This is a genomic window from Psychrobacter sp. Ps6, assembly GCF_022129235.1.
Classification (GTDB): Bacteria; Pseudomonadota; Gammaproteobacteria; order Pseudomonadales; family Moraxellaceae; genus Psychrobacter.
In genome coordinates this window covers 1-20,762 of sequence record NZ_JADQAI010000010.1, presented here as the reverse complement: position 1 = coordinate 20,762, position 20,762 = coordinate 1, and the positions used below count along the sequence as shown (strand labels likewise).

At 44.4% G+C, this 20,762-nt stretch carries 18 protein-coding genes; 9 read left to right on the top strand and 9 right to left on the bottom strand.

Annotated elements, in window-relative coordinates; translation table 11 throughout:
* Positions 1-51: 51 nt before the first annotated feature.
* The 7 genes from I3255_RS11365 to I3255_RS11335 all read right to left on the bottom strand — a co-directional run bounded on the left by I3255_RS11365 (position 52) and on the right by I3255_RS11335 (position 10,593).
* The gene (locus I3255_RS11365) at positions 52-1,416 is read right to left on the bottom strand and encodes a SidA/IucD/PvdA family monooxygenase (RefSeq protein WP_238038918.1); all 1,365 of its coding nucleotides are present in this window, start codon (positions 1,414-1,416) and stop codon (positions 52-54) included.
* A gap of 105 nt (positions 1,417-1,521) precedes the next feature.
* Positions 1,522-3,330, bottom strand: coding sequence for an IucA/IucC family protein (locus I3255_RS11360; RefSeq protein WP_238038917.1), 1,809 nt, complete (start codon positions 3,328-3,330; stop codon positions 1,522-1,524).
* Position 3,331: 1 nt separating this feature from the next.
* Positions 3,332-4,822 carry an aspartate aminotransferase family protein gene (locus I3255_RS11355; RefSeq protein WP_238038916.1) on the bottom strand — a complete coding sequence of 497 codons (1,491 nt, stop codon included), beginning with the start codon at positions 4,820-4,822 and terminating at the stop codon, positions 3,332-3,334.
* A gap of 96 nt (positions 4,823-4,918) precedes the next feature.
* Complete coding sequence (locus I3255_RS11350) at positions 4,919-6,268, bottom strand: diaminobutyrate--2-oxoglutarate transaminase family protein (RefSeq protein WP_238038915.1); 1,350 nt, start codon at positions 6,266-6,268, stop codon at positions 4,919-4,921.
* A 334-nt stretch (positions 6,269-6,602) separates the two neighbouring features.
* The gene (gene fhuB, locus I3255_RS11345) at positions 6,603-8,732 is read right to left on the bottom strand and encodes a Fe(3+)-hydroxamate ABC transporter permease FhuB (RefSeq protein WP_238038914.1); all 2,130 of its coding nucleotides are present in this window, start codon (positions 8,730-8,732) and stop codon (positions 6,603-6,605) included.
* Positions 8,732-9,778, bottom strand: a complete 1,047-nt coding sequence (locus tag I3255_RS11340) for an ABC transporter substrate-binding protein (protein WP_238038913.1) — start codon at positions 9,776-9,778, stop codon at positions 8,732-8,734. The genes fhuB and I3255_RS11340 overlap by 1 nt, the downstream gene beginning before the upstream one ends.
* Before the next feature lie 50 nt (positions 9,779-9,828).
* Entirely contained in the window at positions 9,829-10,593 is a 765-nt protein-coding gene (locus tag I3255_RS11335; RefSeq protein WP_238038912.1) for an ABC transporter ATP-binding protein, read from the bottom strand.
* A gap of 172 nt (positions 10,594-10,765) precedes the next feature.
* On the opposite strand from I3255_RS11335, the gene I3255_RS11330 reads away from it, so the two are divergent.
* A complete protein-coding gene (locus I3255_RS11330; RefSeq protein ID WP_238038911.1) occupies positions 10,766-12,034 on the top strand; it encodes a siderophore-interacting protein in 1,269 nt (422 codons plus the stop codon).
* 223 nt (positions 12,035-12,257) lie between these two features.
* On the top strand, positions 12,258-13,187 hold the full coding sequence (locus I3255_RS11325) for a haloalkane dehalogenase (RefSeq protein WP_238038910.1): 930 nt from the start codon (positions 12,258-12,260) through the stop codon (positions 13,185-13,187).
* Between the two features lie 85 nt (positions 13,188-13,272).
* Here I3255_RS11325 and I3255_RS11320 read toward each other — a convergent pair whose 3' ends face one another.
* Positions 13,273-13,857: a TetR/AcrR family transcriptional regulator gene (locus I3255_RS11320; RefSeq protein ID WP_238038909.1), complete on the bottom strand. Its 585-nt coding sequence runs from the start codon at positions 13,855-13,857 to the stop codon at positions 13,273-13,275.
* Positions 13,858-13,978: 121 nt separating this feature from the next.
* Positions 13,979-14,659: a glutathione S-transferase N-terminal domain-containing protein gene (locus I3255_RS11315; RefSeq protein WP_238038908.1), complete on the bottom strand. Its 681-nt coding sequence runs from the start codon at positions 14,657-14,659 to the stop codon at positions 13,979-13,981.
* A 231-nt stretch (positions 14,660-14,890) separates the two neighbouring features.
* On the opposite strand from I3255_RS11315, the gene I3255_RS11310 reads away from it, so the two are divergent.
* The 7 genes from I3255_RS11310 (at position 14,891) to I3255_RS11280 (ending at position 20,670) form a co-directional block, all read left to right on the top strand.
* Positions 14,891-15,181 (top strand): putative quinol monooxygenase, encoded by a 291-nt coding sequence (locus I3255_RS11310; protein WP_238038907.1) that lies wholly within the window; start codon positions 14,891-14,893, stop codon positions 15,179-15,181.
* Positions 15,182-15,625: 444 nt separating this feature from the next.
* Positions 15,626-16,180 (top strand): carboxymuconolactone decarboxylase family protein, encoded by a 555-nt coding sequence (locus I3255_RS11305; RefSeq protein ID WP_238038906.1) that lies wholly within the window; start codon positions 15,626-15,628, stop codon positions 16,178-16,180.
* Between the two features lie 110 nt (positions 16,181-16,290).
* Positions 16,291-16,944 (top strand): DsbA family oxidoreductase, encoded by a 654-nt coding sequence (locus I3255_RS11300; protein ID WP_238038905.1) that lies wholly within the window; start codon positions 16,291-16,293, stop codon positions 16,942-16,944.
* A gap of 65 nt (positions 16,945-17,009) precedes the next feature.
* Positions 17,010-17,897, top strand: coding sequence for a glutathione-dependent disulfide-bond oxidoreductase (gene yghU, locus I3255_RS11295; RefSeq protein ID WP_238038904.1), 888 nt, complete (start codon positions 17,010-17,012; stop codon positions 17,895-17,897).
* Positions 17,898-18,083: 186 nt separating this feature from the next.
* Complete coding sequence (locus I3255_RS11290; protein ID WP_238038903.1) at positions 18,084-18,626, top strand: peroxiredoxin-like family protein; 543 nt, start codon at positions 18,084-18,086, stop codon at positions 18,624-18,626.
* 208 nt (positions 18,627-18,834) lie between these two features.
* Positions 18,835-19,785 (top strand): acyltransferase, encoded by a 951-nt coding sequence (locus I3255_RS11285; protein WP_238038902.1) that lies wholly within the window; start codon positions 18,835-18,837, stop codon positions 19,783-19,785.
* Positions 19,786-19,914: 129 nt separating this feature from the next.
* A complete protein-coding gene (locus I3255_RS11280; protein ID WP_238038901.1) occupies positions 19,915-20,670 on the top strand; it encodes a hypothetical protein in 756 nt (251 codons plus the stop codon).
* The last annotated feature ends 92 nt before the right edge of the window (positions 20,671-20,762 follow it).

Genomic DNA, 20,762 nt, shown 5'->3' with positions numbered 1-20,762 from the left:
GATATAGTGAACGCTTTTTGAGTGGGTTTTAAAATAGGCAGTTTATATAAGCTACGCGCCAAATTTTTGGAAAACCGGTAAGGCATCGGTATCATAAATCTGCTTACCCGTTAGCTGATTGACGATGCATCCTGCTCGGTAAGCCCCTAGCCCCAAGTCTGGAGCGCCAACGCCATGAGTATGTATTTCTTGGTTCTGTACAAAAATCTTGCCTGTAGTATTTTTTTGATAGGCTAATATATAGTCTCTATCAATCACTGGCTGTCCAAATGCATCATGCGAGATATCAGGCAATAGCGTGTTTAAGCACTCAGGCAGACCATAACGATATCCTGTGCCAGCAATCACACAGTCATAATCAGCCGTAAATATCTGGTTTTGTTCACGCTGCCTCATGGTCAACCTGATGCTATCTAGCGACTCAGCCAATGTTGCCTGCGTCACTTCACAATTGGATATAAGCGTTGAATGCAAATCTTTATTGTTAATGCTACGCTCATAAAGACGGTAATAAATATCACGTATGGTCTCAAATCCCATGCCTTTATAGAGCAGATCTTGCTTAGCGGCGACCTTAGGCTTGATTTCTGAGTTTAAACCATAGAAATAGTCTGTATACGCCGGGCTAAAATGCTCCAAGCCTAATGGAGAGTATTCCATAGGGAAAAACCCTGCCGAGCGAGTCATCCAATCTAACTGAAACTTGGCGTTGCCGTTACTATGGTCATTGTGCTCATCATCAAACTGCTGATCAAATAAGGTTCTATACACCTCGGCTGAGGACTGTCCTGAACCCAGTACCAATATTTTGGTCAACTTGTCTTCTGCTTTGACGCTATTCAAATCTAGGCGATTGGCATCAAGGCGATCCAAATCAAAGTTGTCTGCAAAATGGGCGGTATGCATACAGCGGTGTGGCGCTTTTTTGGCAATAGCTTGCAATGATGATGGTAGCGCGGCCCGCGTGCCCGTTCCTATGACCAGATTTTTGGCATGATAGGTTTTTTGTGTCCCCTGCTCGCATACCGTCACGACAAACCCATCATCATCATTATCGAACACTACGTCTATCACTGCCGCATCAAAGCTCAAGCTATCCAGCTGCTCCGCTACCCATTGGCAGTAGTGGTTGTACTCTTTACGGTAAATTTTAAACTCTTCTAAAAAATAGAATTTCAGCAGACGATGCTGGGTGTGTAAGTAGTTTAAAAAGGAATACGAGCTGGTTGGATCTATCAGCGTCACCAAATCTGCCATAAAAGGCACTTGCAGTGTGGTGCTCGGTAATATCATGCCTTTGTGCCAATTAAACGCCGCCTGTTGTTCAAAGAACTTAGCGGTGATCTCCGTCTTTTTCAGTAATGCCGCCAAACTTAAATTAAACGGCCCTACACCAATACCAATAATATCTAACACGTTTGCCCCTCAATCATTGCGTTTGTTCTGATTATTATTTGTCACCATCGCTTCTATTGTGCGATTATTTTTGTAGCACCGCCTAGCAAGCCACAGCATCGCAAGCTACGTCACCATGGGATTTGGGATATCGACATAAATAGACTGGGTTTCAACAGGTGCGGTCAGCTCATCAAGCGCATAGAGTCTGGTGAGCAGATTGCCTTTGAACGGCAATGTAGGACTACGCAACAACAAATCAAATAACGAGCGATGCGGGTATTGTTGCTCTAACGCCATTAAGCACTCTTTAAACGTCGTGATTAATCTCTCTTCACTCACAAGCTGAGTCCGAGCAATGGCAGTGATCAGGCCAAATATGCTATTACCCACTAAGTAATAGGCAAATCGTGAGTCAGCAAAATCCTCTGGAATGACGCACTCTCCTTCGCTAATAAGCTCGGGATAAGCATCGATGAGCGGCGCGGCATACTCTGCAATATAGCCAAACCCTTGATTGTCTCTGGCCCAAAACTTGGTAGGATAGCCCTCTGTCAGCTCAATTAAACTGTTTTGCTGATGCACCTCAAACCCAATCCCATGCTGGTAATACATATGAATAAGCGGTATAAAACCAACTTGCAAATAGGCATCAAACCACTGGACAGCTATTTTTTCTAAAGGCTCACCAGTCCGTTTATGAATAGACTTAAACAGTGTCTCCAAGCGATTGGTCAGACGAGTAGGATGGTCTTGGCTTAAACTTGCAAGATTGGTGACTTGTGTCTTATGTGTAAAAGGGTTATCACGTAAAATACAGATCGTCTCATCGATGACTTTTCCATCGACACGTAGCGCAAGCCAAGCAGGGTCATTCAATACAGCTATCGTAGGGTACTGATGCTTTAGCTGAGTACCATAATCACTACGCCAAATTCGGCAGGCATGCATACCGCGCTTGCATTCTTTAGGCAGATTGATCCGCACAGAGTTGGTAATCGCCACCGATAACGACAGTTTGAACATCCAAGGCGCGTCAAAGGCAGCCAGCGTACGCACTGATGTTGTTGGATGCAGATACCAACCGAGCTCACCAAAATCAAACAGCTGACTACTCTCTAGCAGCTTTTGATACCATGGCTTCTGCTGCAAAAACCTTGCTTGCCAAGGGTGTAATGGCAACAGCTTATAGTCTGGATGCGCATCGAGTAGGTGCTGCTGATAGTCACTCATGCCAGCTTGCAGCTTGGATTTGAGTAGAGCGGTAATACTATCCCCATCAACAAACTCTTCTGTGATGCAGCTCGGATGCACCAGCCAATAATGCAGTTGAGTTTTACTATTGGTCTCGGGCGCATACTTTGCCCACTCGTCCCCATAAAACCCTGCACGGCCTTTGGGGGTGGGGTGCATAGCATGACCATAAATCAGATTTTGTTCGGTTTGAATAAAGTCTTGCTGATAGTCAACGATGTCATCAATCTCATCATTGCGGTGCGCCAAGATGATCTGTAACCCCTCATAACTCTCAATCCAGCGTTTTAAGACACCATTGGCATCCAGCGCGGCTTTGTCTTTATAACGATGGACGATGTCTTCAATAAGCAGGGACGCTACGCTCATCGCAGAGGGGATAATCCATTGGCTGCTTTGCAATGAAGCATCTGGCTGCTTATTTGGTAGCGGCTCATTTAATATAAGGGGTGTAGATGCCAAGCGGTGCTGCCCCAATCGGCTGATTCTATCGACAGGTACGACCATGACCGTATCGAAAGGCGCAAGCGTTAGCATTAATAGTGGCTTGTGTTGTGACGCCTGTTTTTGCACATCATTCTGGTGTTCTACGGCTAGAATCTCGCCGTGCCCAGTCTCAAAACAGTAAGCATTGATTAGATTTTGTAGTGTGAGACGATCAAGCGTTTTATGCTGCATCATGTTATTTTTTCTCATCAACGTTCAGGTTGTCAGAATTGAGTCGGTTAAAACCAGCAATAGCCATCTGCTCAATGATGTCTGCAATATCATTGATTTGGGTATTGGGATTTAAAATGGTAAATTTGAGACAGAGCTGTTGCGAAAACTGAGTGGTCGCCACATTGGCGATATTGTTAATCAATAATGCTTGCGCAATATGACGATTGAGCTGAGCGAGCTGTTCGCCAGATAGCACTGTATCTTTGGGGACGAAGGAGAACAAAATGCTACTGATAATAGGCTCATGTACCAACACAAAATTTTCATTTGCATCAATCAGCGTTGCCGCCTGCTTAGCAGTATCCAGACAGTTATCAATCAAGGATGCATAGCCATCCGTTCCCAGTAAGTCCAGCGCCATCCACAGCTTTAGCGCATCGAATCGGCGTGTGGTCTGCAAAGAGTACGTGACTAGGTTTGGAATATTATCCTCTTCATCTTCAGCAGAGTTTAGATATTCGCTATGATGACGAATACTTTCAAAGCTCTGACTGTCCCTCAATAAAAAAGCGCCACAGCTAATCGGTAAGAAGAAATGCTTATGAAAATCTAAGGTAATAGAGTCCGCGTAATCCAAGCCGTGAAGCAGATGTCGATAGCGCTTTGATAACAGTAGCGCCCCGCCCCATGCCGCGTCGATATGTAGCCATATTTGCTCATCATGGCAAACTTTGCCAATAGCCATTAGCGGATCAATCGCGCCCAAATCCGTGGTGCCAGCGGTTGCCACAACTGCGATCACGTTGTCAGACCCAAGATGAGCTATTTTTTGCTGCAAGTCAGACATCAACATGGCACCTGATGCATCGGTCGCTATTTTAATGACAGATTTTTGACCCAAGCCTAGGAGCGCCGCGTTTTTCTCGATAGAAAAATGCGCCTGATCTGAACATAATATATAGCACTTTTGCTGACCTATCAGACCATCTTTTTGTACATCAACGCCTTTATTTTCATAAAACTGATTGCGTGCCAGCAGTAATCCCATCAAATTACTCTGCGTCCCGCCACTGGTAAAAACCCCACCAGCGTTACCGCTCGTTTGATGATAGGTCTGATCGAACTGACAACGTTGACACAACCAATGGATCAAGTCTTTTTCGATATAAGTCGCCGCTGGGCTTTGGTTCCAAGAGTCCATACTCTGGTTGGTAGCGGCGATAATCATCTCAGCGATTTGACCGACAACTAGGGTGGGTGGATGTAGATGTGCCAAACAGTTGGTATTGGCAGTGGACACACAGCTTGGCAAAAACTTGTTTTGAATATCCGCAAGTATGGAGTCGATATCTCGACCTTGCTCGTGGATCTCAACAGTATTATTTACTTGTACTTGTTGAGGTGTGCCACCCACATACACGTTATTGTCATCCAGCCACTGCTTGATCACAGCGCTTGTCTTTTGCATCTGCGTGAGATACTGCTCACTGGTCTGCTGATTTAATAAAGGCAAAATATCCTCACCTGTCTACTCCACGATGCTATCAATCGTAGATCACTGACTTGTTATTAGTGTTGTTTTTATGGCTATTTGAATGCTGTTAAGACACTATCGATTATCCTCTAGCGCCCTATCAAGCCTTTGCAGCACTTGCTGTAACTCATCTTTGGTTATATTGAGTGGCGGTAATAAGCGTAGTACCGTGCCGCCGCGTCCGCCCTTTTCTATCACCAAACCATGCTTGAAGCACGCTTGCTGGATTTTAGCAGCTGCATCACTGTCTGCTGGATAGCTGCCATCATTTTGCTTAGGTAAGCTAGGATTGATGATCTCTATGCCAATCATTAGCCCCCGCCCTCTGACTTGACCGATTTTTGGATAGTGCTGTTGGCGCATTTTTAGCTGAGACATAAACCACGTGCCTATTTTTGAGACATACTCAGCAACATGGTTATCTTTTAGGTAATTGAGGGTGGCAAGTCCTGTTGCCATTGCCAGCTGATTGCCTCTAAAAGTGCCAGAATGATTGCCTGCTTGCCATACATCATATTGTTTTTTGATGCCCAATACCGCAAGGGGTAAACCGCCACCGATCGCTTTTGACATCACAATCATATCGGGGTCAATATCGGCATGTTGATAGGCAAACCAACGTCCCGTACGGCAAAACCCTGTTTGCACCTCATCAATAATCAACAAAATACCAAGCTCTTTGGTCACTTGGCGTACATGCTTTAACCATTCTATAGGTGCAGGATTGACACCGCCCTCTCCTTGTACAACCTCTAAAATCACTGCTGCCGGCTTGACCACACCGCTTTCTGCATCTTTTAAGAAGTTTTCAAAATAGTGCATATGAGCATGAATGCTTTGCTCAAAAGGCAAACCAAATGCGCAGCGGTACATATTGGGATATGGTAAGAACTGTACAGATCCCATCAAACCTTCTATATCCTGCTTGGGTGCCAAGTTTCCTGTGATAGCCAACGCGCCATGCGTCATGCCGTGATAGCCACCACTGAAGCTAACAATACCTGAGCGCTTAGTGACTTGTTTGGCCAGTTTAATAGCGGCCTCTACGGCATCTGCGCCTGTCGGCCCGCAAAACTGCAAGCAATACTCATCGCTACTGGTAGCTAGCAGCTCATACATAAATTCACTAAATTTGTCTTTTAATGGTGTGGTGATATCCAAAGTATGCATAGGCAGATGGCTGTCCAAAAGCTGCTTGATACTTTCAGTGACCACTGGATGATTGTGCCCAAGCGCCAATGTTCCTGCACCTGATAGGCAATCAAGATACTCATTACCTTCAACATCAGTAATCCACGCCCCTTTGGCAGATTGAATTGCAAAAGGCAGTTTTCGCGGATAACTGCGAACCTTTGACTCAAATTGATCTTGACGATACAAGTAGCATTCATTATCAAGGGTTTCGTCTAAAAGAATCGTATCCATCATGTCAGCCTTATTGTTGTCAGTAGTTTTAAATCATCGTTGCAGCGTAAGTTCTATACTCATATCTACAGCTGATATTTATTTAAAGATAATAATAATGTAAATGATAATCATTATCTTTATTGAAGCGTAGTATCTACTACCACTGATGGACTGTCAACCCAGTTTATCAATTTTTTGATTGGTAAATAAGATCAGCGAAATGATGCATTGAGCGTTAGCATGATCGTCAACAACCATTACGATCAGTGAAGTATCATTTGCGAGTACAGAGCCTCTAACGCTCATCTGTACTCGTATATATGAATGCTTAATTGCTGAATAAAAAGACAAACTAACCATTAGCGGTGGTTGGCGCTTTACGAATAAGCCATAAGAAATAGCCACCGCCAATGATAGCAGCCACCGTACCAGCAGGTAGCTCATAAGGAAACATCACATATCGTCCAATCCAGTCAGCTATCACCATGATCCCTGCCCCTAACAATGCCGCTAATGGCAACTGCCGCTCGAGCTTTACCGCTCCAAGTGAGGTGGCTAGATGCGGCACCATCAAGCCAATAAAACTCAAAGGACCCACAGCAAGCGTGCTCGCGGTACTAAGGGCAGCAACGAGCGCCAGTATCGATAATGTCACGGGTGTCACTGCCACACCCAAATTTCGTGCGACACCTGTCCCTAGACCAAGAACACGTAAGGGTTTGATAATCAATAAGCTAAGTACCAATAAGATAAGCGCAATGACAATCAGATACCATACTGTGCTAGGCTGAGCACTGTAGGTGGTGCCTGATAACCAGCTGAGCATCGCCTCTAGACGAGGGTCACCTGAGAGCTTGACCATGTGCATGACCCCATCCATCATGGCAGCGATACCAATACCGACTAACAGCAAATAGCCTGAGCTGACTCTACGTGCCAGCCAAATGACCAACAGCAATACCGCCATCGCACCTGACAGTCCTGAAATCAGTAACGTACCTGCTCCAGCCGACAGCCCCAAACTGGGTAATAATAAAAATCCTAAAATCACCCCCAGCGCCGCGCCTGAGCTGACACCTAAAACCTCAGGACTCGCCATAGGGTTACGCGTTAGCGTCTGTAGCAACACGCCTGCGACCGCGAGCATCAACCCTGTTGCCGCAGCACTTAAACTACGAGGTAGACGATATTGCTGTGTCAGCGCCCAATCGGTACTAAATCCCCAACCATTGATATCCTGCACAAAGACACACGCAAGCATAATAACAGCGAGCAAACCCGCCCCCCATCGCCAGTATATAACCGTTGTATTTTGACCGCTCATCATAGGGGTAACTGTTTCTATACGCTCGTGGCGCTGGCGCAAAATTAGCCAAATAATCAATGGCGCACCAAGTATGCCCGTCATGGCACCAGCCGGGATTTGCATATCCAGTATCGGCTCAAGCAATAACGCAACATTACTGGTCAACAGTAGCAGCAATGCACCTAGCGCAAATGCGACTGCCAAACGTTTACCGATAGACGAGATGCCTAGCGCATTGACCAAACTTGCCGCACCAAGCCCTATAAAACCAATCAGCCCAACCTCACTGATGACTAGTGCGGTCACCACCGCCACAATCACTACCACTAAGGCGCGAATACCATTGATAGGCACGCCCAAACGTTTGGCTTGTGAGTCATCTAAGCTCATCAGTGTCAGCGGCTTCAATAAAGGCAGGCAGGCTATCGTCGCCAAGGTCGCTGTGATCATCAGCGCTCGACTGCTATCCCAGCTGCTTTGTGCCAAAAACCCAGCCGCCCATGACAACATACCATTGCTTCTTTCAGCAAAAAATAACACCAATACATTGGCAACAGCGGCAAGCAAGATATTGACGACCAAACCTGCCAGTATCAGAATCAGCGGATTAAAGCGACTAGGCGCGGACAAGGCAAACACCAAACCCATACTCATGATGGCACCGACAAAGGCCACGTAGAGGCCACCATAAATAGCCAAACTCGGCAAAAATAGCGTCACAATCAACATAGCCAACTGGGCACCAATTCCGACTCCCAAAGTGGTGTCTGATGCCAATGGATTTTTGACCAACTGTTGTAACAAAATACTGACTACGCCTAATAATCCGCCTGCCAATAGCGCCACCACACTGGTCGCCACTAAGTGCAGCTGTGTCGCCATACTAGCAATATCAAGCTGCAAACTTGGTAAAAACAGCTCACTGAGCGGGCGTGTCCATTCTCGCTCTAATAGTGCCCAGCCACTGCAGGCAGACAAAACCACCAATCCTATAAAAGTCATCCAAAATCGCCAAGACGTACTGCTCATGACAGACGACGGAGGCTGAGATGGATGTGGTGGCGGCTTGGGCGATGAGGTCATCACAGTTTCCGTATACGAGGAGGACATGGAGCCTAGGCTATTAGCGCTACTGGTGTTGCTGGCACTGCTCGTATGATTGGTATGAATAGTCATTATATCGCGCCACCTGTTAACGAAACCGTGGATAAATTATTGGCCAGACTGACCAATGACGACATCCCGCCATATATCCAGACTGGCGGCAACTCCGCCATACAGCGGCGCTCACCATAGCCCAAACGCTGCCATACCAAGCTGTCATTAATCTCAGCTCTGGTGATGGGACTGAGTGGGTCGATGATCAGCAGGCAAGTCTCATTATCTAACCGCGCCAAATCACCCATTCGTATTGGTACAAACCCCCACTGATTGCCCTCCCCTAAGACCACAAGCTCTTTGCCCATCTGCTCTAATGCCACCTTAAACAGACTGTTATCAACATACATGCGCATGTTATTGGCATCCGCAAACTGGACAACCGCAATTTTTTTTACTTTTGAATAGCGCTGCTGAAACTGCTGCCTGGCAAGCTGTATGTCTTTTTGACTTTGTACAATATAGTCTTCAGCCATCTTGGGATTATTAATCAATACGCCAAGCGCGCGCGTCGGCTCCGTATAGTCAGCCCACGTTGCCGCTTTTCCTTTTGCCGCAAACATCACCGACTGCGCAGGGACATCACCATATAAGCTGCGGGCATGCTCATAAAAAGCGTTATCCACGATCATATCAACAGGAAGCTGTGCCACCAGCTCAGCATTGGGCTGATAACGAATCCCAATATCGGTGGTCGCCGCTGGTAGACGGGGGCGACCCACCCATCTGTCCCAAACTCTGATATCACCAGTGGCAATCGGCGCATGCCCCATCGCCGTCAGCGTTGCAGCATTGCCCCAATCAGGGGAGACGATATTGATATTGTCACTATTAATACGGTCACTATGACTATTTTCTGTTTTAACGAGATTTTCAGGAGATGATTCATCAAACCGAGTAATATCTTTGTCGGATGATGAGTGACTACAAGCGGTCAACGTTAGACAGACTAATATTATAAAAGCTAAAAGCGTCTGCCACTTGCGTACTGTTATTGGCGTCACTGACGCTGGCATGAGTATCGAGCACTTGAATGATTCGTATTGATAAAAAATAGAAAACATAGGAGCATATCTTTTTAGGCGAGTTTGGGTGAAAGAGAAGCGATCTGATGTCAAGCAACTGCAACAGGCTGCCCTGTTATAGGATGATTAAGCAGTTGCATATCAACGTTAAAAATATCGTGTAATACCTCAGATTGCATCGTACTTTTGATAGTGCCATTGTGACAAACTCGGCCGTTTTTTAGCGCGATGATACGATCCGCATATTGCGCGGCCAAATTAATATCATGAATAATAATCACCACACTCAAGCCCTGCTCATCTACCAAGCGGCGGATAAGCTGAATGACCTCAATCTGATAATGCATATCCAGCGCAGCGAGCGGCTCATCAAGCAGTAGATACTTGGTGTCTTGCGCCAAGCACATCGCAAGCCAAGCACGGGCACGCTCACCGCCTGATAATGTAGCCGTGATACGATCAGCAAACGCTTCGGTTTGGGTCACCTTTAGCGCTTGCTCAACTTTATCTCTATCAATCTGGGTTGGCTTTTGTAGCCACTTTTGATGCGGATAGCGTCCGAGCATCACCAGCTCACGCACGGTAAATCCAGCGGCGTCAGGCAGTTGCTGTGGCAGATAAGCCATATGACGTGCCAGCTCCTTACTGCCGTAATCATTGATGCGAGTATCATCTAAGGTAATACTACCGCTACTACTCGCCATCTCCCCTGCCAATGCCTTAATCAGAGTCGACTTTCCTGAACCATTGTGTCCAACTAGCGCCACCAACTGCTTGATATCAATCTCGCAGCTCACGTTATCTAGTAAAGTATTCCCTTGACGACTGATGGTCAGTTGGTTTGCACGTAACATATAGGCACTCATTATTGATAAAAAAGTAAAAAATTGGCGTCGATGATGCTTATAGTTTTGAAACAAAAGCGACAATAAAAGAGGATTTTACTCGTAAACGATAATAAAAACAATTATCATTAAACAACTAGCGTTTTATCTCCTCACTTACCATCTGCTTATGAGTATCAATATGGCTAATATCTTTCTATCTTCTGCACATAATAGTTATGGTCAAGACAAACCATATACATCCTTAAATGCCCCTGAACTAAAAGACATCATCAGTCATATCAATGAAGAACATATAGATGAGCTGTTAGGGTTTTTACAGACATTTACCCCTATATCCACTGCTGAATTAGATAATATAGAAGTACAATTGACGACGGTTTACGCTGAAGGTCTCGAGTTACAAGTACAGCCAAAAAATGTAGAGTCTCAATCTGTTAATGCTCAAAACCACACTGTGCAGAATCAAACCTTTTTCATTGCCTTTCCCGCAGCCATTACCCACCCTGATGAGCTACAAATTCAATATATTGCACTCAAACAAAGGGCAGATAAAAAACTGGGTAAAAAAACCATCAAATTAATCAAGCAAACCTTTACAGTGGAAAACCGCTATAAAGTCAGCGAGAACATGCTCCGTCTTGAACTACGCATGCCCGAATTAAGTAATAATGACCCATTAAACAAACAGCCCTCCTCAGTGCCAATCAATGACGCAGGCTATGCTTACTTGTTTGACTTGACGCACAATAGCGCCGCTAATAATAGCGTAACCACTGGTATAGAGGACAACGCACGCTCTGCACGCGCTCATCGTTATTACACCTTAAGAAAAGCATGGCAAACGCCTACTGGCATACAAGCGTGGGTCGATGTGTTTCTTCATGGAGATACACTGGGTGGCAGTTGGGCTCAGTCGCTACAGGTAGGTGAAACCATAGTCACCAAAAGAGAATTCCCTGAAAAAGTGGATCATTTACGTGATGGTCAAGCGTTACTGATCGCTGATGAAACCTCTATGCCAACTGTCGCGAGATTGCTTGAGCTTTGGGAAAATCCGACACCGCCATTAGTTGTTTGCGTCACACACAACGCGGCGGATCAACGTTATTTTGATAACGTAAAAATACGTAGTGGTATTGGTATTGGTATTAATAGCAGCATTAATAATAGTACTGATGGCAATAATGAGCGCACTACCAAGAATGGCGTTAAAGACAACTTCACCGTACTTCCCATCGTCATCGATCAACAATGCTCAGGACAGCATTTAGCCTCCCTAATCGATAGTACGGTAGGTAATTATTTAACGGATCAGCCTATAAAAATTGATAAAGTCTGGGGTGCGTTAGAGGCAAGCACCGTCAAGGCACTGCGTCCCATGCTCAGAGAGCGACTTGATCTCAGCCGTGCAGAAGTTGTAATAAAGGTTTATTGGCGGCAGGATTAGACCCACAAAATATGGCTTATTGACCGTAATAATCGAGCTGAAGATGACAATTTTTCAGTATTCTCATGCATAGCATTCAACACTGAACTGTTCATTACGAAAGTTTGTAGCAGCAGACAGTTGTACGCTATAGTCTTTATTCAGGACTTTGTTAAAGCAAATCTCAACATTCCTCAACACTGTGCAAGAGTGCACGGTTATTTATTTCACTCAAGGATGATATATGAAAACCCTTAGAACACCTGATGACTGTTTTGTTAACCTGCCCGATTATGACTTTGCCCCAAACTATCTGATGGTCGACGATACCGAGGGCGGTGAGCTGCGCGTGCATTATCTCGATGAAGGCCCAAAAGATGCTGACCCCATATTACTGCTACACGGCGAGCCTTCTTGGAGCTATCTGTATCGCAAAATGATTCCGATACTGACGGCCGCAGGACACCGTGTCATTGCGCCAGACCTCATCGGTTTTGGCAAATCAGATAAGCCAGCAGCGCGTACTGACTACACTTATCAGCGTCACGTCGACTGGATGCAATCGGTACTTGACCAGTTAGATTTGAATAATATCACGTTGTTCTGTCAAGATTGGGGTGGTCTGATCGGTCTGCGCTTAGTGGCAGAAAACTCAGATAAGTTTGCTCGGGTAGCCGCTGGCAATACGATGCTCCCGACTGGAGATCACGATCCTGGCGAAGGGTTTCGCAAATGGCAGCAGTTCTCGCAAGAGACACCGCAGTTCAATGTAGGCGCGACTATTAAAAGTGGTACCACAACAATACTATCGCAAGCGGTGATGGATGCGTACGATGCACCCTTTCCTGATGAATCTTATAAAGAAGGCGCTCGGCAGTTTCCGATGCTTGTCCCCACCACACCAGATGATCCTGCGTCAGAAAAAAATCGTGCGGCTTGGGAAGTACTGAGCAAATGGACAAAACCTTTTATCACACTGTTTAGTGACTCTGACCCAGTGACGGGTGGCGGCGACCGTATTCTGCAAAAACTCATCCCCGGCACCAATGGTCAGCAGCATACGACCATTGTTAACGGTGGACACTTTCTTCAAGAAGATCAAGGCGAAAAGCTGGCTGAGCTGCTACTCAAATTCATTCGTGATAATTCTAGTGACTCTAAAGACTCGCCGTAAAGGGAATACATAAAATAGCTCATAAAAAAACACCCCGACTGTTTAAGTAGACAGTCAGGGTATTTTTGCTAAAAAGTATCAGTCTTTATACGATGTTTTTAAAAATATCATCGATGTACTTTTCTACTGCAGCGTCATCACTGGTAATCTGAGCATACGTCCTCAGACCTATGATCTGAATTTGAAGATAGCGCGCCAATTCAATCGGGTTTTTCTCTGCGCTGATTTCACCACTATCAATAGCTTGTGCGAATAACGTAGCGAATGAGGCTTCTATCCCTTCCAAAATCCCTGTGGCATGTGCCAACAGCGCTGGACTATCATTCTGAGTCAGCTCAGCGATCGTTTTTACAATCATACACATACCGCTTGGTGCCGTCGCTTTATTACATACGATGACGGTATGGATAAAATGTTTTAATCCAGCAAGCACGGTGTCTTTTTGCTCGATACAGTCAGCCAACCGCTTGGCACCATCTGCCGCATAACGGTTTAAGGATTCTATAAAGAGCTTGTCTTTACTACCAAAAGCCGCATAAATACTACCAGGATGCATATTGATGACGTCTTGCAGATTGCGCATCGAGGTTGCGTGATAGCCTTTTTCCCAATAGAGATTTTTTGCTTTTTCGATCACATCCTCGCGATTGAACTTTATTGGAGCACTCATAATTTTTACCTTAATAGCTTTGCCTCAAAATCTATTTTAAGGCAAAGTTTATAGAATCAACCTTAGTTGCTGTTTTTAATCACTTTTTTATTATGAAGCTTTTTGCATATCTCTGCTTTGATTAACTGTTTTTATCAAAATTCTGCGGGTAAAGTGCGCGCGCAGCAACCTCATCCAACTCAGTTTTAAAGTCGATTTTTTTAGGAATTTCACGCGCTTTTTGCACCGCAGGACGGGCATCAATAGTGGCAAACCAATGCTTTAGATTAGGATAATTATCTAATCCAGCGTCGCCTAGTACCACCGTTGCCTTATCTATCCAGCCCCATGCGGAGATATCAGCGATTGAATACTCGTCTCCAACCAAATATTCACGGCCTTCCAAATGGGTGTCGAGCACTTCGTAATGACGCTCAGCTTCACGAAGATAGCGGTTCATCGCATAGGGAATTTTTTCTGGCGCCTTGTGCCTAAAATGCACAGATTGACCAGAATAAGGGCCCAGACCAGTTGCTAAAAACATCAACCATGAGAGCATCTCGCTACGATCTTCTGGCTGTCCTGCCAGCAATCCTGTTTTTTCAGACAAGTACATCAAGATAGCAGTAGAGTCGAACACGCGCTTGCCATCATCTTCAAGGGCGGGCGTTTTGCCATTGGGATTGATAGCACGGTACTCAGGCGTGTGCTGCTCCCCTTTTAGCGTATCGACAGCAACGAGCTCATAGGGCAAACCAGTCTCTTCAAGAAACAGTGCCACTTTCATTGGGTTTGGCGTTTGGTGAAAATAAAACTTAAGCATAATCTTATCCTATTAGGACATAGTCATCTGATAACTATCAAAGGTAGTAGAAAGAATAAAAAAGATCGTAGAGATAGACGTGTTTTCTGCTTATCTGACAAATACTATAACCGTAATTGAACGGTCGTTCAAGTAATAACTTATCTTATGCTGTACATTGATATAATGTTTTGCATACCCATACAGGCTACTCTATCCATCCTACTAACTAACGATAATAAGGGATTAAACATGTCTACATTAACGATTATTGCCAATATCACTGCCAAAGATGACAGCGTCGCCCTAGTCAAGGCTGAGCTCGAAAAACTCATACCACCTACGCGTGATGAAGAAGGTTGTCTTGGTTATGATCTGTTCCAAGATAACGACAACCCTGCTCACTTCATGTTTCATGAAAGCTGGGCCACGCGCGAGCTGTGGCAAATACATATGGAAAATCAACATCTAAAAGAATTTTCAGCCGCAACAGAAGGCGCTATTGAGTCCTTCATACTGAATGAGATGACAGAAATTGCTTAATCTCTATAATCACTCAATGAGAATGAGACCATAGGAATATTTATATTAAAAAGAGCGCTGCTGTGCTCTTTTTTTTGAGTGGTTTTTGGTTGATAATATCGCATCGTGATCATTTAATTTGCTTTGTTAGCTTGACAGTATTCGTTACTACGTCTGCGTTTACAAAGCACCACTTTCTCAAACCACTGATATTATTACTATAAACCGCGCAGAAGATAGAAATATAACTTCGCTGTTACAATTTATTTGAACGATCACTCAAATTATTATTGAACGACTGATCAACATCATTTATAGTGGCTTTATTGACTCGGTTACAAAGCAATATGTCTGATTTTGAGTGAACACTCAATTTAATCGTTAAATATAAATCAGCAGATAAGTTTAACTAGCATAAAAATCACAAACACACCAAATTTCAAATATACTATTAGGAATACTATTATGACCGATTTTACTTTACATGATAAAGAAAGCGCCCCACAAGAAAGCCAAGCCTTGCTTGATGCCTCTATCAATGCTTTTGGTATGGTGCCCAACCTACATGCTGTGATGGCTGAAGCGCCAGGTCTGCTAGAAGGTTATCAACGTCTGCATGAGTTGTTTTTAAACAGCAGTTTCGATGATGAAGAGACCACTGTCGTATGGCAAACCATCAACGTCGAACATGCTTGCCATTACTGTGTGCCTGCGCATACTGGTATTGCTAAGAGCATGAAAGTAGATGACGCCATCACTGATGCACTACGCGATGAAACGCCGCTACCAACCGCTCGCCTAGAAGCGCTACGTGATTTCACGCTTTCTGTCGTACGTAATCGTGGTAATGTTGATGATAAAGAAGTTCAAGCATTTTTGGACGCAGGCTATACTAAACGCCAGATTCTAGAAGTCATTCTTGGTGCGGCTCAAAAAGTCATGAGCAACTACACCAACCACCTAGCTAATACCCCAGTCGACAAACCATTCCAGAAGTTTGAATGGCATAAAGCTGACTAATACGTCTTGCAGCAAGCGCTGATACCGTCCATTTGATGTTTTCATACTGTTGTTCGAAACATCGTCGGGCAGCAGTTTTTCATATTAATTGATAGCTAATGAGGGATCATATGCAGCATTCAAAAAAACCATTACAAATAGATATTGTGTCAGACGTTGTATGCCCTTGGTGCGCTATCGGCTATAGTCAACTAGCTGAGGCATTAAAACAAACCAACACGCCGCATGAGATTCACTGGCATCCGTTTGAGCTGAACCCTAACACGCCAGCTGAAGGACGCAACTATCGTGAGCATATCATGGAGAAGTACGGTACAACTGCTGAGGAAATTAAAGAGAGCCGAGCTAGAATGACAGCGGCGGGTGCAGAAGTTGGATTTAATTTTCAGTTTACCGATGACTTTCGTACTTACAATACGTTCAATACCCATCAGTTGCTGCATTGGGCAGATCAGCAAGGACGTATGCACGACCTAAAACAAGCATTATTCGTCGCGCACTTCGTTGATAATCGTAATGTAGGTGACAGCGCTGTGCTTGCTGATATCGCCGCTCGCATTGGACTAGATCGTAATGAAGCACTCGCGGTCATCGAGGACCAACGCTTTGCTGAAGATATACGTCAGTTGGTACAACACTCCAAACAGCAAGGCATTCAAAGCGTGCCTTCGGTCATCTTTAACGGTCGCCATCTAGTAAGTGGTGCCCAAGGCGTAGAAAACTATAAAAATATTATCGAGCAGTTGACTGAGATGTCAGAATAAAAACCATAAACCTGATCTATCAATCGCACCCTACTGAGCACAGTCTACAAAAAGGTATCATCATTATGTCAAACTCCAATCATTACAAGCCACCCAGCGTCTGGACATGGGATGCAGAAAGTGGTGGTAAATGGGCAAGCGTCAACCGCCCTATCGCAGGCGCCACGCACAAAGCAGCTCTACCTCGCGGCAAACACCCTTTGCAAATTTACTCAATGGGTACGCCTAATGGGCAAAAAGTCACCATTATGGTCGAGGAATTACTGGCGTTGGGTGTGACAGAAGCTGAGTACGACGCGCACCTTATTGAGATTGGTGAAGGCGGACAGTTCTCATCAGGCTTTGTTGAGATTAACCCCAACTCAAAAATCCCAGTACTGTTTGATACAGAGACTGGTAGCCGTGTGTTTGAAAGTGGCGCTATCTTGTTTTATCTCGCTGAAAAGTTTGGAAAACTGCTCCCCAAGGATGCCGCAGCACGTACTGAAGTCATGAACTGGCTCTTCTGGCTGCAAGGCTCTGCCCCTTATCTGGGTGGCGGTTTCGGACATTTTTACTTTTATGCACCAGAAAAGTTTGAGTATCCTATTAACCGATTTACGATGGAAGTAAAGCGTCAGTTAGATGTACTGGATCGAGAGCTGGCAGAACATCGCTATTTAGGCGGCGATGAATATACGATTGCCGATATCGCCACGTGGCCTTGGTATGGCAATTTAATACTTGGTGAGGCTTATGGTGCAGGAGAATTTTTGCAGGTTGAAAGCTATAAAAATGTACGCCGCTGGGCAAAAGAGATTTTAGAGCGTCCTGCTGTGCAACGTGGGCGCAAGGTCAACCGCACTTGGGGCGAACCTTCTGAGCAACTCCATGAACGTCATGATGCGTCAGATTTTGAGCTAAAAACTCAAGATAAACTAGATGCTCAGAGCACTGAAGAATCAAACAAATAGACGCTTTGTCTATGACTTACTCACTTACTTAAGTAGTCTTATTAGAGAATGTTCAAGGTAATGTTAACTTTTCCCATTGCTACTTTGGAGCACTGTAAACACCCCATACTTTTACAATTAAGACTGCTAAAGTAAGATTGTTCAACATATACTCATCATAAAATGCCATTAAAAAGGATAAGAACTATGTCAAATAATTATGCTCAAAAAATCAAAGCTGGTGCTACTTTTCCTGAAATGGAGGTACAGCTATTAAATGGAGAGATGACAGAACTTGGCAAACCTGCGAACGGTCATGACTGGAAGCTGGTGGTTGTCTATCGCGGCAAGCACTGCCCAATCTGCACAAAATATCTAAATACGTTAGAGACGGTGAAAAAGTCTTTTTATGACAATGGTGTCGACGTCATTGCCGTGTCTGGCGACAGTAAAGAGCAGCTAGAAGGTCATTTGGAAGACTTAGATATCAGCTTCCCTATTGCCTATGGTCTGACTATCGAACAGATGAATACGCTAGGGCTTTATATCTCTGATCCACGTTCAGCCAAAGAAACGAATCATCCATTTGCAGAGCCCGCTGTCTTTGTCATAAACAGCGAAGGCAAGATACAAATCGTTGATATCTCAAATGCACCATTCTCTAGACCAGACCTTGAAGCGCTTGCAAACGGTTTGGTGTTCGTTAGAAAACCAGAGAACAACTATCCAATCCGCGGTATGCATGGCTAAATAGCCCTACTTTTTATGGGCGATAGTTTTGAAAAAAGCGTATCAAGGTCATGCCTTGGTACGCTTTTTTATGGCAAAAATAATGCGTTTCATTAAAGCGGCTATTTATTATTTGTTGTTAATACTCGTACACTGAGATTGATTTCTGCTAAAATCATGCAGCAATATTATCAATACCTCATCACTGGTATGAGAAAAAGGACTTACTATGCGATTGAAATCAATCGTTCAGAAACTACATGAACGCGCCCCAAAACTGGGCAAAGCCGCATCACTCACCACAGCAACTGGCGTGATTACCTTTAATAGCATCTTGGCAGGACCTCCTGTATGGATAATGGGCGCCGCCAAAGCCATCACTGGCGCTGCTATCGCTGACAAAGCCGTTATCAATGTCACCAACTATTGGATCAACAGTAATAATGCTGTCATCGACAATGTCCTGCCTCGTAAAGACTGGCGTATCAGCTTACCTGATGATGTACACACAGACGGTCAATACCTGCTGATGAGCAACCACCAATCGTGGGTCGATACCAGCATCATGCAATATATCAGTGAAAAGCGCCTACCATTGACGCGCTTTTTTACAAAGTTTGAGCTTATCTATATCCCAGTGATTGGTCAGGCTTTTTACTTTCTTGATTTTCCCATGATGCGTCGACATTCTAAAGAAGCCATTGCCAAAAATCCTGCCTTAAAGGGTAAAGATATCGAAGAGGCGAAACGAGCCTGTGCACTATTAAAAGACAAGCCTTTTACTTTGCTAAATTATCTAGAAGGAACGCGCTTCACTCCTAGCAAACGTGACAAGCAAAACTCGCCATATAAGCACTTGCTCAAGCCCCGTGCTGGCGGATTATCACTTGCTTTGAGCGCCCTAGGCTCAGAGATTGACGGTATCTTGGACATGACGATTGTCTACCCTGATGGTATACCTACTTATAGTGACTTGTGGAAAGGTAACATCAAACGTCTAGGCGTCGATGTACGTCATATTGAGATACCTGAAGACTTATTTACTGCGATTAAAAACGGCGGTTATGAAACAGATGAAGCGATAAAAGCGCAGATGTTTGACTGGGTCGAGCAAGTATGGCACAAAAAAGATCAGCTAATCACAGACATGCTTGCTGAATTTGAGACCAAAGATGCCTAGTATAAAAGTGCTCGGTTTAAAATACTTAGTTCAGAAGCTTTCAATTGACTCCCTGTATCAATAACGCTTATTATTTGATAACCTCGAGGTGTTCAGCACGTACCAATATGAGAAAGGTAAAGCCATCTAATGATGAAATTTCGTGAAAAATGGTTTTGGGCGTTATGTCTTGCAATATTGGTACATGCTGGGGTTCTCTTTATTTTGTATTTCAATGCAAAATCCTCTGACACTCCAGAAATGACTGACAATAGCACAAATACAGAGCCTCTAGCCGCTGTCAGCACGACCACCTCACTGCCCAAAGATAAGGTCTATACCACTACTATCACAAGCACTAAAACGTTGGATAATAAGAATGATAGTATCGATAACGTCAATACTGCTAGTACCGCTGTTACTACTGAAAAAAATAAGACAGTGAATACAACCACCAACAATGATACGCCAATCGTCAGCTTAGAAAACACCAAAAAAGCAGCCTCGCAAACCTCTAACGCTATCGATGGCAATACCGAAAAAACAATACCCACCTCCAAAGCCACCACAGCACAAATCAGAAATTACTCACAAGAAAACAAGCCTCCAAGGCTTCAAACAGACGATTCTTCTCAACCAATTATCACGAGTGCTGATACTAATCTAGAGAACCTCAAAAACAATGCAGGTCTCCTAGAGATGGACATGCCTACACAAAAAAGCATGGTCACAGTAGATAAAGATTACCTCTCAGCAAAATCTGAAGTAGAGGAAATCAACGATCAACTAAGCGCTGCTATTAACGAAGTTAAAAAACGTAATCAACAGAAAATTGATGACCAGCATCGGCTGAGAAATGAGGTGAACACCGAAGGTAATCGAAACCTTCTTGAAAACTCTGACTAAGATTAAAAGGTTTATGAGAAATAGCACAATAACGCCAAATACCTTTATACATAAAAACCCCAGCAATTAACTGGGGTTTTTCAATCTCTTCA